13 protein-coding genes and 1 tRNA gene are annotated in these 12,720 nt (G+C 71.2%); 4 read left to right on the plus strand and 10 right to left on the minus strand.

Annotated elements, in window-relative coordinates:
* Together AB0K36_RS23070 and AB0K36_RS23075 are read right to left on the minus strand one after the other, a co-directional pair.
* The coding region (locus AB0K36_RS23070) for a DUF2267 domain-containing protein (protein WP_364597472.1) at positions 1-461 on the minus strand (461 nt) is incomplete at its 3' end.
* A gap of 103 nt (positions 462-564) precedes the next feature.
* Positions 565-638, minus strand: a tRNA-Pro gene (locus tag AB0K36_RS23075).
* A 146-nt stretch (positions 639-784) separates the two neighbouring features.
* Here AB0K36_RS23075 and AB0K36_RS23080 point away from each other — a divergent pair.
* Entirely contained in the window at positions 785-1,252 is a 468-nt protein-coding gene (locus tag AB0K36_RS23080) for a DUF309 domain-containing protein (protein WP_189465120.1), read from the plus strand.
* 268 nt (positions 1,253-1,520) lie between these two features.
* On the opposite strand, the gene AB0K36_RS23085 is transcribed toward AB0K36_RS23080, so the two are convergent.
* Positions 1,521-2,204 carry a formylglycine-generating enzyme family protein gene (locus AB0K36_RS23085; protein WP_364597586.1) on the minus strand — a complete coding sequence of 228 codons (684 nt, stop codon included), beginning with the start codon at positions 2,202-2,204 and terminating at the stop codon, positions 1,521-1,523.
* Between the two features lie 149 nt (positions 2,205-2,353).
* Positions 2,354-2,713 (minus strand): DUF488 domain-containing protein, encoded by a 360-nt coding sequence (locus AB0K36_RS23090; protein ID WP_364597475.1) that lies wholly within the window; start codon positions 2,711-2,713, stop codon positions 2,354-2,356.
* Positions 2,714-3,171: 458 nt separating this feature from the next.
* On the opposite strand from AB0K36_RS23090, the gene AB0K36_RS23095 reads away from it, so the two are divergent.
* On the plus strand, positions 3,172-4,191 hold the full coding sequence (locus tag AB0K36_RS23095) for a LacI family DNA-binding transcriptional regulator (protein WP_364597478.1): 1,020 nt from the start codon (positions 3,172-3,174) through the stop codon (positions 4,189-4,191).
* A 659-nt stretch (positions 4,192-4,850) separates the two neighbouring features.
* Here the strand turns inward: AB0K36_RS23095 and cpt are convergent.
* Positions 4,851-5,384, minus strand: a complete 534-nt coding sequence (cpt, locus tag AB0K36_RS23100; RefSeq protein WP_364597481.1) for a chloramphenicol phosphotransferase CPT — start codon at positions 5,382-5,384, stop codon at positions 4,851-4,853.
* 55 nt (positions 5,385-5,439) lie between these two features.
* A complete protein-coding gene (locus AB0K36_RS23105) occupies positions 5,440-5,811 on the minus strand; it encodes a winged helix-turn-helix transcriptional regulator (protein WP_364597484.1) in 372 nt (123 codons plus the stop codon).
* 76 nt (positions 5,812-5,887) lie between these two features.
* Here AB0K36_RS23105 and AB0K36_RS23110 point away from each other — a divergent pair, with 76 nt between their 5' ends.
* Positions 5,888-6,538, plus strand: coding sequence for an NADPH-dependent F420 reductase (locus AB0K36_RS23110; RefSeq protein ID WP_364597487.1), 651 nt, complete (start codon positions 5,888-5,890; stop codon positions 6,536-6,538).
* 75 nt (positions 6,539-6,613) lie between these two features.
* Here the strand turns inward: AB0K36_RS23110 and AB0K36_RS23115 are convergent, their stop codons facing one another.
* From AB0K36_RS23115 to AB0K36_RS23130, 4 genes are all read right to left on the minus strand, one after another.
* Positions 6,614-7,456 (minus strand): carbohydrate ABC transporter permease, encoded by an 843-nt coding sequence (locus AB0K36_RS23115; protein ID WP_364597490.1) that lies wholly within the window; start codon positions 7,454-7,456, stop codon positions 6,614-6,616.
* The gene (locus AB0K36_RS23120; protein ID WP_364597493.1) at positions 7,446-8,408 is read right to left on the minus strand and encodes a carbohydrate ABC transporter permease; all 963 of its coding nucleotides are present in this window, start codon (positions 8,406-8,408) and stop codon (positions 7,446-7,448) included. Before AB0K36_RS23120 ends, AB0K36_RS23115 begins: the two co-directional genes overlap by 11 nt.
* On the minus strand, positions 8,405-9,769 hold the full coding sequence (locus AB0K36_RS23125; RefSeq protein ID WP_364597495.1) for an ABC transporter substrate-binding protein: 1,365 nt from the start codon (positions 9,767-9,769) through the stop codon (positions 8,405-8,407). The genes AB0K36_RS23120 and AB0K36_RS23125 overlap by 4 nt, the downstream gene beginning before the upstream one ends.
* Before the next feature lie 120 nt (positions 9,770-9,889).
* Positions 9,890-10,981, minus strand: coding sequence for a glycoside hydrolase family 172 protein (locus AB0K36_RS23130; RefSeq protein ID WP_364597497.1), 1,092 nt, complete (start codon positions 10,979-10,981; stop codon positions 9,890-9,892).
* A 236-nt stretch (positions 10,982-11,217) separates the two neighbouring features.
* On the opposite strand from AB0K36_RS23130, the gene AB0K36_RS23135 reads away from it, so the two are divergent.
* Entirely contained in the window at positions 11,218-12,696 is a 1,479-nt protein-coding gene (locus tag AB0K36_RS23135) for an FGGY-family carbohydrate kinase (protein ID WP_364597499.1), read from the plus strand.
* Positions 12,697-12,720: the final 24 nt, after the last annotated feature.

Raw genomic sequence — 12,720 nt, forward strand, 5'->3', positions numbered from 1 at the left:
CCGCCCCGGCGACGCGCGCCGCACGGTCGGGGCGGCGCTCCGCCCCCTCGCGCGGCACATCCGTTTTGCGCCCCAGGCGAGCCCCGCGCGCGGCAGGGCTCGCCTTCGGTCGGCCGCCAGGTCGGCCTCGCCGAACAGGACGGTGCAGCCGGAGGGCAGTTGGCTGATGATCCGGTTGAGCTCTCCGCCGGAGACAGTGCCGACGCGAGGGTCGTCAGATCGGCGCCGGCGTCCCACGGGGCGGTGCGCGGACGGCCTCCGGTGCGTTCGGCGACGCGGCGCCAGAACTCTTCGATACCGAAGCGCTCCGCCGGCCGTTCCTTGCTGCCGACAAGCGGTTCCCGCAGCCGCTGCGGGAGTTGCGCGGCAGGTCGGCCGCCTCGCCGGCGGTCAGTCGGGGTGGGTAGGACGTCCAGGACGCCGCGGCCAGGCCCGATCGTGGTCGCCGCGGACGCGGTCAAGGCGGGTCGGTCCCCAAGTGGTCACCGGAACTGGTCCCGAAAACGATCCAGGGGCCGTTTCAGATCGCTCTGAAACGGCCCCTGGATCTACGACTCTCTCGAGTCGGGACGACAGGATTTGAACCTGCGACCCCTTGACCCCCAGTCAAGTGCGCTACCAAGCTGCGCCACGTCCCGGTGCGCGGTTCCGCCGGATTCCCTGGCTGAGCGCGCAAGAGAACATTACCTCACTCTGCGGGGTCGTCGGACGCCCGGCCTGCGACGCGGTGGCATGTGGCCACACCGCCCGTCGCCGGTGGAGGCGTACGAGGGACAATTGCGGCATGGACAAGGCACGCAGAGACCGCGACGCCGAGGGCCGGGCGCGCAACGCCCGCCCCCGGGACGGGCTGGGGCGCCCCCTCCCCCATGGCGCGCCCGGCGTGGAACGCCAGCCGGAAGGTGTGCTGCGCACGCCCGCCGAGACGCTCTCCGAGGCGCAGCGGCTGCTCGACGCCGGGATGCCGTTCCATGCGCACGAGGTGTTCGAGGACGCCTGGAAGTCCGGCCCCGAGGACGAACGTGAGCTGTGGCGCGGCCTGGCCCAGCTCGCGGTGGGGCTCACCCACGCGGCGCGGGGCAACACCGCGGGCGGCGCCCGTCTGCTGCTGCGCGGCGCCGACCGGATCGCCGGCTTCCCCGCGCCGCATGCCATCGACGTGCCGGGGCTGACCGGCTGGGCCCGTGAGCTGGCGGGCCGGCTGACCGGTCCGGTGGACCCTGCCGCGGAGGCCCCTCGGCTACGCCTCTAGCAGGACCTTCTCGCCCTGCGATGCCGCAGCAGGCCGAGGCTGCCGGGAGTTTCACCTCGCCCGCCGAGTCGCTCCAGGAGCCGCACGGCCGGAATGCCCGGGGCGGGGAGCGACGCGTCGTCGAGGCCGGTGACCAAGGCCGCGGCACGCATGGCCCGAGGATGTGCCGGACACCCGCGGGCAGCTCCCGGGTGGGCACGTCGAAGCCGGCGATCGGGGCTCCTGCCCGTCCTTGGCCGGCCGGGACAGGGAGCGCCGACGGTTCGGCTCAGGCGCTTCGCACGGTCCGGGCGAGCCGGAGGCCGAGGTCGTCGATCGCGAACGTGGGGTGGCTGCGGCGTCGCACGGAGGCTCCGCAGCCGCGCGCCGACTCGGCCCAGCCGCCGCCTCGGAAGATGCGGTAGGAGCCGTAGACCTCCTCGTCGTAGAGGTCCCAGCACCACTCCCACACATTGCCCAGCATGTCGTGCAGGCCCCAGGGGTTGGGCTTCTTGCCGCCGACGTCGTGGGCCCGGCCGCCGGAGTTGTCCGCGTACCAGGCGATGTCGTCGATGTCGCCGTAGCGGTAACCGCTGGTGCCCGCCTTGCAGGCGTACTGCCACTCCGCCTCGGTCGGCAGTCGGTAGCCGTCCGACGCCCGGTCCCATGTCACCTCGCCGCTGCGCGCGTCGCGGGAGTAGGCCCGGCCGAACCCGGCCCGGGCCGACGCCTGGTTGCACAGTTCGATCGCGTCGAGCCAGCTGATGTTCGTCACGGGTGCCGCTCCGTTCGCGGCGGGGTCGGCGGTGAGGTGGGCGGCGGGATCCGGAGTGGGGTCGGCTCCTGTGACGGCACGGTGGAGGCCCGTGGTGACGGGATACGTGCCGAGCAGGAACGGGGCGAGCTCGGTGCGCCAGCTGGTGCCGCGCCGGTCGTCGCGGAGCTCCACGGCACCGCCGGGCACGGGAGTCATCCAGGGCGCCGCCGGATCGTCGGTGGGCAGGTGCACTCGGTGGGCCTTTCGTTCCGGGGCGGCTGCCGGACCGTCGCCGGAGCGCCACCGCGGTCCACGATACGGCTCCTGATCCAAGTTGCCGTCGGCTTCGGAGAGTTGAGCGGGTGTCAGAGCAGGCTCCGCAGCACGGCGGCGTGGCTGCGGTCCGGCTCCTTGGACGCTGTCAGCAGCGTGACCGGCCCTTCGGCGGCAAGAGTGCGCAGTTTCCGCAGCGCTTCCGCGGCGGCGGGTTCGGCGAGCTCGGCCTCGTAGCGTCGCCGGAACTCCTCGTACTCCCCGTCCGGTCCGTGGAACCAGCGCCGCAGCTCCGACGACGGTGTCAGCGCCTTGGGCCACTCGTCGACGTGCGCCGCGTCCTTGCTCAGACCGCGTGGCCACAGCCGGTCGACGAGGACCCGGAGGCCGTCGTCCGGACCGGGCTCTTCGTAGACCCTGCGGACCTTCGCACTGTCACTTCCTCGTCGCATGCCACCAGGGTCACAGGACCGGGCCGCCGGGGCGACCGATGGCATGCCGGGCCGGCGTCCCGGTCCGGCCGCGCCCGGGCCTCCGGTCCGGCCCTCGCCAGGGGCCGGAGTCACGATGCCGAGGAGCTTGGCGTGAAATCGATTGCAGAAAATGCTCGTGCAGCATACAAATATCCGTGAAGCCCCTGCTCCGCACGACATTGCCGGGCGCGAGGACACAGGGCGACGACAGAGGGGACCCCACGGAAACACCTGGGCTGACGATTTGCCTGGGGCCAGCAGAGAAATCCTTTTCAGGGGCGGGTAAAGTCAAGGAACCCACGGCGAACCGGCTGGTGCGGCACCACCCCGCGGCTACGCGCCGGCCCGGCGCGGCACGCCGGCAGCGGGATGCGTGGCGTGCGGCCGCGTGGCGGCTGCGCGGGTCTGCGCAGCGGACGAAAGGTGTGGACACGACAGTGGTGACGATTCAGGACGTGGCGCGTGCGGCCGGAGTGTCGCCGGCGACGGTGTCGCGGGTCTTCAACGGCGGCAACGTCACAGCCGCTCGTGCCGAGTCCGTACGGCAGGCCGCCGCCGAGCTCGGCTTCGCGCCCAACCGGCTCGCCCGGTCGCTGCGCAAACAGCAGTCGAGCGTGATCGGCCTCATCATCCCCGACATCGAGAACCCGTTCTTCACCTCGCTCGCCCGCGGCGTCGAGGACGCCGCGCAGCGCACCGGCATGTCGGTCGTCCTGTGCAACTCCGACGAGGACGTCGAGAAGGAACGCCGTTACATCGACATCGTCATGGGCGAACAGATGGCCGGAGTCATCGTCGCCGCCGCCTCACGCGACCGGACCGACCTCAGCCCGCTCATGGCCAGAGGAATGCCGGTGGTGGCCGTCGACCGCCGGCCCCACGACGCCGACGTCGACGCCGTCATGGTGGACAACCAGCACGGCGGCGAGGTCGCCACCCGCCACCTGCTCCGGGCCGGATACCAGCGGGTCGCCTGCATCACCGGCCCCGCGGGGGCCTCCACCTCCGAAGAGCGCCTCGCCGGCTACCGGTCCGCCCTCCGTGGCGAACTGGGCAACGACTCCGGCGACCCGGCGCGGGCCGCGTCCTACATCCGCCATGCCGACTTCCGCGTCGAGGGCGGCCGGGCAGCCATGCAGGAACTGCTCGCCCTCCCCGAGCCGCCGGACGCCGTCTTCGTGGCGAACAACCTGATGACCGTGGGCGCGCTCCAGGCCCTGCGCGAAGCGGGGCAGGCGCCGCCGGCGGTCGGCGTCCTGTCCTTCGGCGACGTGCCTTGGGCGTCACTGGTGCGGCCCTCGCTCACGACGGTCGAGCTGCCGTCCTACGACCTCGGGCGCACGGCGGCGGAACTGCTGCTCCAGCGGATGGCGGGCAGCGCGGCGCTCCTTCAGACGGTGGTGCTGCGTACGACGCTCAAGCCGCGCGAGAGCACGGCGGGGCCGAGCCAGGCGTGACGCGGGCCCGGCCGGGCGGCCGGCGGATCCGGGCGCCGGGCTGATCCGGTGGGTCCGGACGGCCGGACGGCCGGGCGGCCGGGCTGATCCGGTGGGTCCGGACGGCCGGGCGGGCCCGGGCGGCCGGCGGATCCGGGCGGCCGGGCGGGTCCGACGGGCGACGCTGTCGGCGTGGCCCGGTCTCGGCTGCATGTCGCCCCGGCGGGGCGTGGGCCGGCCGTGCCGCCGCTTCGGTGGGTGGCCCGCCGGCGTCGGGGTGCCCCGGGGGCGGACTTCTCGGGCGTGGCCCGGTGCGAGTGCGTGACGTCTCCGGGCCGGGCCCGGCCCGTGGGCGGGTGACCGGGGGACGGGGCCGCCCCGTACAGGCAGGGGGCCGCTCCATGCGGGACGGCGGTCCTGTCCTGGGGCGCGCGACAGCTCGGTCCGGCCGAGGCGTCCGGGCTGTGGCCGCTCCATGCGGCGGTCAGGCTTTTTCCCGCGTTTCCGCCGCCAAAAGGATTTCGCCCAGAGCACGAGTCCGATCATCGAAACGATGACAGCCCCGCCGACCACGGCAGCCCCCGCCCCCACGAGCGTCATCACCAGCAGAACCACGCCGAGCGACGGCTCTTCCCCCACGGTCCCCTCCCCCGGCGTCCGTTGAGGTTCAACAGCGTCGATCAGCCGACGTGGGCGGCGATCGCGCGCGCACACGCCAGGGATTCGGTGTGCGTCGTGTCGACCTCCACGTCGTAGGTCACCCCTTGGTGAACCGCGTCCGCCTGCGACGCGGCCATCCCCCGGGCACGGTCACCCCGTGCGATCTCGCGGCCCGCGGCGACCGCGCTCTCGCATCTGACGCCGACCCACAGCGCGGGCAGTCCGCCAAGTGCCTTCTGCCACCGCTGCTGTGACGCCGCGCCGCCGAGGAAGACGTCGTCGACGATGATTCGCGCGCCCGCACCGGCCATCGCCACGATGCCCTCGGTCCAGGCCGCCTCCAGTGCCCGGAAGTCCGCCCCGACGCTCACTCGGCCGTCCGGCGCGATCTCGAGCCCCGCGTCCGACGCCTGCATCTTCGCGGGCAGCGCGTCGACGAACGAGTCGACCCCGAACGCCAGCCAGGGATCCGGCAGTACGGCCTGGAGGCACCGCACGATCCCGGACTTCCCAGAGCTGGAACCACCGTTGAGAATGATCATCCGAGTTGTCACCGCGCCACAGTAGGGGCGTCTCCCCGGGACGCGAAACGGTTTTCTGCAGCGTCGGTCACGGCTGAGGACGGGGAGCGCCGGCGGCCTCGCGGTCCTGGGCGGCCATGACTTCGTCGCCGTGCTCGAATGCCCATGCGCCGAACGCCTCGATGGGGACCAGCAACGTCCGGCCCAGGGCGGTGAGCCGGTACTCGACCCGGGGCGGCGCCTCGGCAAACGCGTGGCGTTCCACCAGCCCGTTGAACTGAAGGCGCCGCAACGTCTCGGTGAGGACTTTGGAGCTGATGCCGCCTATTCGCTCGCGCAGTTCCCTCGGACGCCCGGGGCCGTCGCGCAGGGCCCAGAGCACCACGGCGCTCCAGGTGTTGGAGAGAAGATCGAAGGCGAGGCGGGCCCGGCAGTCGGCGAGGAAGGAGTCGGTCGTCACGTACCGAATGGTGCCTGACGGGCTCTCTAGCGTTGTCCCGAACGGTGCAGAGCAAGCACGGAGAGAGGGGCGTTCGATGCGGATCGGCGTGCTGGGAACGGGCAACATGGCGGACGCGCTCGCCACGCACTGGGTGCGGGCAGGGCATGAGGTGGCCGTCGGGGGAAGGGACGAGCCCGGAGCGCAGCGGCTCGCCGGGCGCCTGGGCGGCGGGACGCGGCACGGGAGTCTGCGCATGGCGGCCGAGTTCGGTGAAGCGGTGCTGGCCGCACTGCCTTACGGAGCGGGAGAGGACGTTGCGCGGGAGCTGCACGCGGCCCTGGACGGGAAGGTGCTGCTCGACTGCTCCAATCCGGTGGGGCCGGGTTTCCGTCTGCTGACGGACGGCGGCCCTTCGGCCGCGCGGCGGCTGGCCGCGGCGGCACCGGGCGCCCATGTGGTCAAGGCGTTCAACCTCTGCCACGAGGACGTGTGGCGGATGGATCCGCCCGCCTTCGACGGTCGGCCCTTGGCCGTTCCGGTCTGCGGGGACGACGGGGCGGCGCTCGCGCTCGTGAGCGAGTTGGTGCGGAATACGGGCTGTGAGCCTGTGGCCGGGGGCGGCCTGGAGCGGGCCGGGCTGCTGGAGGCGACCGCCGCGCTGTTCATCGGGTTGTGGGTCGGGGAGGGAGCGGACGCCCAGGCGATCGCACCGCCGCTCGCGTATGCCACCGGGCCTGGGAGGTGAATGCCTCTCCGGACATGCGCCGGCAACGGCACGCGCCCCGGCCGGGGGCCGGGGCGCGTGGCGTGACACGTGGAGCTACTTCATGCCGGACGTCTTGATCGATTCGACGATCTGCCGCTGGAAGGTGAAGAACAGCGCGAGCATCGGCAGTGCCGCGACCGTCGCCGCCGCCAGGATGTAGTTCCAGTTGGAGAGGTACTGCGTCTGGAACGAGGCGATCCCGAGCTGGACCACCGTCAGGCTCTGGTCGCTGGTGGCGACCTGCGGCCAGACGAACGCGTTCCAGTTGGCGAGGAAGAAGAACACCGCCAGTGCGGAGAGGATCGGCCGGGACATCGGCAGGACGATGTTCCAGTAGACGCGCCAGTGACCGCAGCCGTCGAGGACCGCCGCCTCCTCGAGTTCCTTGGGCAGCCCCAGGTAGAACTGGCGGAGCAGGAAGATGCCGAAGGCGTTGAAGATGGCCGGGATGATCAGTCCCGCGTAGCTGTCGAGCAGGCCCAGCTCCCGAGCGACGATGAAGAGCGGGATCAGCACCACGGGCGCGGTGACCAGGAGGGTCGAGAAGATCGCCATGAAGATCTTCTCCCGGCCGGGGAACCGCAGCCGTGCCAGCGCGTACGCGGCCATCGAGTGGAACAGCAGCGCGGCGATCGTGATGACGGCCGAGATGAAGAAGCTGTTCCAGAGGTAGCGGACGAACGGGACCTCGGTGAAGACGTAGACGAAGTTCTGGATCGTGAACTCCGTCGGGATCAGGTTCCCGTCGGTCACCGTCGAGCGGGTCTTGAAGGCCGCGGAGACCATCCACAACACCGGCAGGACGCTGATGACCGCCGCGAAGGCCGCCAGCGCGGTCAGTCCGACGCGTCCGGAGAACAGCCGCCGGCCGCCCACCGCATTCACTTCACTCGCCATCGTCGAACCTCCCGCCTCTCGTGAGCTTGAAGATCACCGCGGAGCAGACGACCATGATCAGCACCAGGAACGAGCCCATGGCCGACGCGTAGCCGTACTCCCCGAATCCGAACGCCTGCTGGTAGATGTAGAAGATCGCCAGCGAGGTGCCGTTGGCGGGGCCGCCGTTGGTGAGGACGAAGATCAGGTCGAGTCCGCCGGTGATGGCGGCGACCGTAGACATCAGCAGGACGAAGAAGCTGGTGGGGCGCAGCAGCGGCCAGGTGATGGTGCGGAACGTGGTCCACGGCCCGGCGCCGTCGATCTTCGCGGCCTCGTAGTACTCCTTGGGGATCTCCTGGAGCCCCGCAAGGAAGATGATCATGTAGTAGCCCATCATCACCCACACCATGACGGCGATGACGCAGCCCAGCGCGAGGGTGGGGTCGCCGAGCCAGGACTCCCCCTCGAGCCCGATCGCCCGCATGGCCCGGTTGACCGCGCCGACCTGCTCGTCGAGGAGGAACTTCCACAGCACGCCGACGACGACGAGGCTGACGACGTAGGGCAGGAAGAGCGCGGTGCGGTAGGCCCCCATGCCGGGGAGCTTCTGCTTGACGAGCAGCCCGAGGCCGAGGCTCACGCAGAACAGGACGGGGACGAGAATCACCACGTACAGGCCGGTGACCTTCATCGAGTCCCAGAACAGCGGGTCGTTCATCATGCGCTCGTAGTTGCCGAGCCCGATCCACTCGTAGCTGCCGAAGCCGCTGACCTGGAAGAAGCTCAGGAGGATCGAGAGCACCATCGGGATGGCGACGAAGAGCGTCAGGCCGATGGCGTCCGGCGCGAGGAAGAGACCGGCGGCGATCCACTCGCGCTGCTTGCGGCCGAGCCCGCGCCGGGGCGGTGGTGGCGCCGGGGCCGCGGGCGCGGCGGCGGGCCGGTGGTCCTGTGCGGCGACACTGCTCATATCAGGCTCGCCCCCTGGTAGCTCTTGGCGTAGGCCGCGATCGACTCGGCGGCTCTTTCTGTCTCACTCGCCACACTGCGGCCGGCGAGCATGGTGCCCTGGATGGCGTCGGAGATCGCCTTGTAGACGACCGGTGGGTAGCGCGGTTCCGCGCGGCCGCCGGGGAACACCTCGTCCTTGAACTTCTTCATCGCCTCGGAGTCGTAGCCGCCCTTGGCGGCGCCGCGTTCAAGGGCGGTGGCGCGGGGCGCCACGTCCGACTTGGCGCGGGTGCACCAGTCGACCATCCGGTCGATGGAGTCGTCGCTCATGGATCCGAGCGCCCAGGCGCAGAACTCGGCCGCGGCGTCCGGGTTGCGGCCCTGCGCGTTGGCGCAGAAGGACCAGCCGCCGAGTGCGGTGGTGTATTCGCCGCCCTCGGGCGCGGGGAGCTTGAAGACGCCGTACCGGTAGTCGGGGGCGTACGCCTTGAAGCTGGAGACCTGCCAGATGCCCTGCTGCCACATCGCGACGTTCCCGGCCTTGAAGCCGCTGATGACGTCTCCGGCGGCGGGCAGGGTCCGCGGCGTGATGCCGTGGCGTACGGAGTCCTGCCAGAACTGCAGGGCCTGGCGGGTGGCCGGCGAGTCGAAGGCGACGTTGCCCTGCTTGTCGAGGACGTCACCGCCGCCCTGCCACATCCACGGGTACCAGGTGAAGTTCTGGTAGTAGCCGGGGTTGGTCTCGAAGACGAGGCCGGCCCGGGTCTTCGTGCGCAGCTTGTCGCCGATGTCGAGCATCTGGTCCCACGTGGTGGGGATGTCGGCCTCGGACAGTCCGGCCTTCTCCCAGGCGTCGACGGCGTAGAACATCGACAGCGGTTCGACCTCCATGGGGAGGGCGTAGACCTTGCCGTCGACGGTGCGGCTGTCGAGCGCGGTGCCGAAGTCGGCGACGGCTTGCTTGTCCATGTGCGGGGTCAGGTCCGCGAGGACGCCGCCGTTGTAGTAGCGCAGGAAGTCGCCGGGGCTGAGCAGGAAGATGTCCGGGCCCTGGCCGGTGGCGAAGGCGGAGGGCAGCTTGAAACCGTTGAGGTAGGTCGGCTGCGGGAGGTAGACCAGTTCGATCTTGGTCTTGTGGGTGGCGTTCCACTTGTCGACCATGTCGACGAACCACTTGGACTGGGCGTTGACGGCCGGGTCGGGCGATCGTTGCGGTCCGTAGAAGTTCCAGAACTGCAGGGGGCCGTCCTTCGCCTGGGCCGTGCCGCAGCCGCTGAGCAGGCCGGACGCCGCGGTGGCGACGCCCGCGCCGGCAAGCGCGGTGAGGAAACGGCGGCGTGTCGGGGCCGGATGCCCGGCGTCGTTGCCGTGCTGGAGCATGCGCGCGCTCCTGTCGGAGGTGAGAGGGAGAGGGTGGGAGCGTGGGGGGGTCGTGTTCCTGGTGCGGGTCGTACGGGGGGTCGGGGGCGCGGTCGTCGGCCCCGGGGCTCACCGTGGCCGTCAGTCGACCTCGAGGGTGAGCAGATCAGGGGTCCGCGGCAGCGAGGCGCTGCTCGGCGCGTCCAGGTAGAACAGGGCGGTGCTGGCGATGTCGTCGCTCGTGTGGCGGTAGCGGTGCGGCAGGCCGTTGCCCTGACCGGGGCCGATGCCCAGGCTCTGCACCGTGATCCGCAGGTCCTCCGAGAAGTGGACGGGGTCGAGAATGTGCCAACGGTACATTCCGAACCGCTGCTGGCTGCTGTAGAGGCCGTCGGGGCGCAGGATCTGGTTCAGGCCGAGGTAGGGCGTGGTGTAGGCGGTGTAGCCCTGGCCGGGGACGTCGAAGTTCCAGGCGCCGCCGAAGTAGTCCTCGGTCCCGGTTCCGCAGATCGTGGGGAACTCCTCGTCACCGTCCATGAAGAACTTCAGCTCGCCCTCGCCCCACCAGCCGGGGCTGTTGACGCCCCAGGCGAGGTAGGTGCCGACGTAGCTGCCCGCGCCGGTGACGCCCTCGAGGAGGGTGTGCTCCTCGCCGAAGGGAACGGGGTGGCTGCGGCGCCACTGTGCGTGGAAGTACGTGGAGTCCTCGGGGACCTCGCCGAGCTCGTAGTCGACCTGGTAGTACAGCGTCACCGTCTCCGCGGACAGGTTCTCCAGGGTGATGCGGGCCGCGCGGCGGAACGGCATCGGCCAGTAGGCGTTGAACCCGCCGTTGGGGTTGGCCGCGACGGGGACCGACGACACCTGGCTGAACGTGTTCCAGCCGTTGCAGAAGAAGTCGCCGAGCGGCACCTCGACCGCCGGGGTCTCCTCGCCCTCCCAGTAGACGCGCAGCAGGGTGCTGCGCCAGGCGGCGTGCGGGGCGGTGGTGCACCACAGGTGGCGGATGGTGCCGGGGCCCTCGATGTCGGCGAGGGTCGCGGTCTCGCCGGCCGCGATGTCGATGCTGGGCGAGATCTTCCAGCCCGGTCCGAGCCGGGAGGCCGCGACCGCCCCCGTCCCCTCGGTGGCCCTGCCGCCGCCCGACTTGGCGCCGGTGAAGTTCTCGGCGCTGATGGAGCGGCTGACGGCACGCGCCTTACGGGAGAGGCCGTCGAGTCCAAAGGTCGTCATGGTTCTGTCTGCTCTCGCGGGGGTGAGGTTCTGGGATGTGCACCGCGCGCCACAACTGCCGGCGGGGAACGCGGGAAAGGACCGAGTACGTCGCTGCGACGCCTGAAATCCATTTCACGGCAAAGTAGGTACAGGCCCGGACCGTGTCAAGGCACCCAGGGCAAGATTCTTCGATTGTGCAGGGATCCGATACGGAGGGCTTGACGCTGAAATCGATTTCTGCCAGCGTGCACGCCATGCTTCGCAACGCAGTCATCGGTGTGGACATCGGCACGTCCAGCAGCAAGGGGGTCCTCGTCGGACTCGACGGCACGCTGCTGCGCTCCGCCGTCAGGGAGCACACCCCCGCACGCCCCGGTCCCGGGCGGTTCGAGATGGACGCCGCCGTCTGGTGGCGTGAGTTCACCGAGCTGACGCGGGAGCTGACCGCCCCTGCCGACGCCGCCGTGATCGCCGTGGGCGTCAGCGGCATGGGCCCGTGCGTCCTGCTCACCGACGAGCACGACGAGCCCCTGCGCCCGGCCGTGCTCTACGGGGTCGACACCCGCGCCGTCCGCCAGATCGAACGCCTCGACGAGCAACTGGGCCCCGACGAGATCCTCGCCCGCTGCGGCTCCGCCCTCACCACCCAGGCGGCCGGCCCGAAGATCGCGTGGATCGCCGAGGAGGAGCCCGAGCTGTACGCGCGGGCACGCCGCCTGTACATGCCGAGTTCCTGGCTGGTGCGCAAGCTCACCGGCGCCTACGTCCTCGACCACCACTCGGCCAGCCAGTGCACGCCGCTGTACGACACGACGGCCCAGGAGTGGTACACGCCCTGGGCACAGGCCGTGGCCCCCGGCATCGAACTGCCCGCCCTGGCCTGGTCCGGCGAGTCGGCCGGCGTGCTCACCGCAGAGGCGGCACGCGCGGCGAACCTGCCCGCCGGCATCCCCGTCACCACGGGCACCATCGACGCCTGGGCGGAAGCGCTGAGCGTCGGCGCCCAGCGGACCGGCGATCTGATGCTGATGTACGGCACGACGATGTTCCTGATCCACACGGTGCCGAAGCCGCTGACCAGCCCGTCCCTGTGGGGCACCGTGGGAGCGCTTCCCGGCACCCGCAACCTGGCCGGCGGCATGGCCACGTCCGGCGCCGTGACGAACTGGCTGCGCGACCTGGTGGGCGCCGCGGACCATCCCGAGCTGCTGAGCCTCGCGGAAGCGGCGGGCCCCGGCGCCAACGGCCTGCTGATGCTGCCGTACTTCTCCGGCGAACGGACCCCCGTCATGGACCCCGAGGCCCGCGGCGTCATCGCGGGGCTGACCCTGTCCCACACCCGCGGCGACCTCTACCGTGCCGCGCTCGAGGCCACCGGCTTCGGCGTCCGCCACAACATCGAGGTCCTCGAGGCCGCCGGCGGTGACATCCGCCGGGTGGTGGCCGTCGGCGGCGGCACCCAGGGCGCCCTGTGGACCCAGATCGTCTCCGACATCACCGGCAGACCGCAGGAGCTGCGTTCGACGTCCATCGGCGCGAGCTACGGCGGCGCGCTGCTCGCCGCGCAGCTGGTCACCGACGCGTCCGTCGACGAGTGGAACCCCGTCCGGCGGACCGTGACACCCAGGGCGGAGAACACCGCGCGGTACGACGAGCTGTACGCGCTCTACCGCCGGCTCTACCCGGACACCGCCGCTGTCGTCCACTCGCTCGCCGCACTTCAGGACCGCTGAACCCGGGAAACCCACCCGGCCCAC

Origin of the sequence: Streptomyces kurssanovii (assembly GCF_040677245.1) — a bacterium.
GTDB lineage: Bacteria > Actinomycetota > Actinomycetes > Streptomycetales > Streptomycetaceae > Streptomyces > Streptomyces kurssanovii.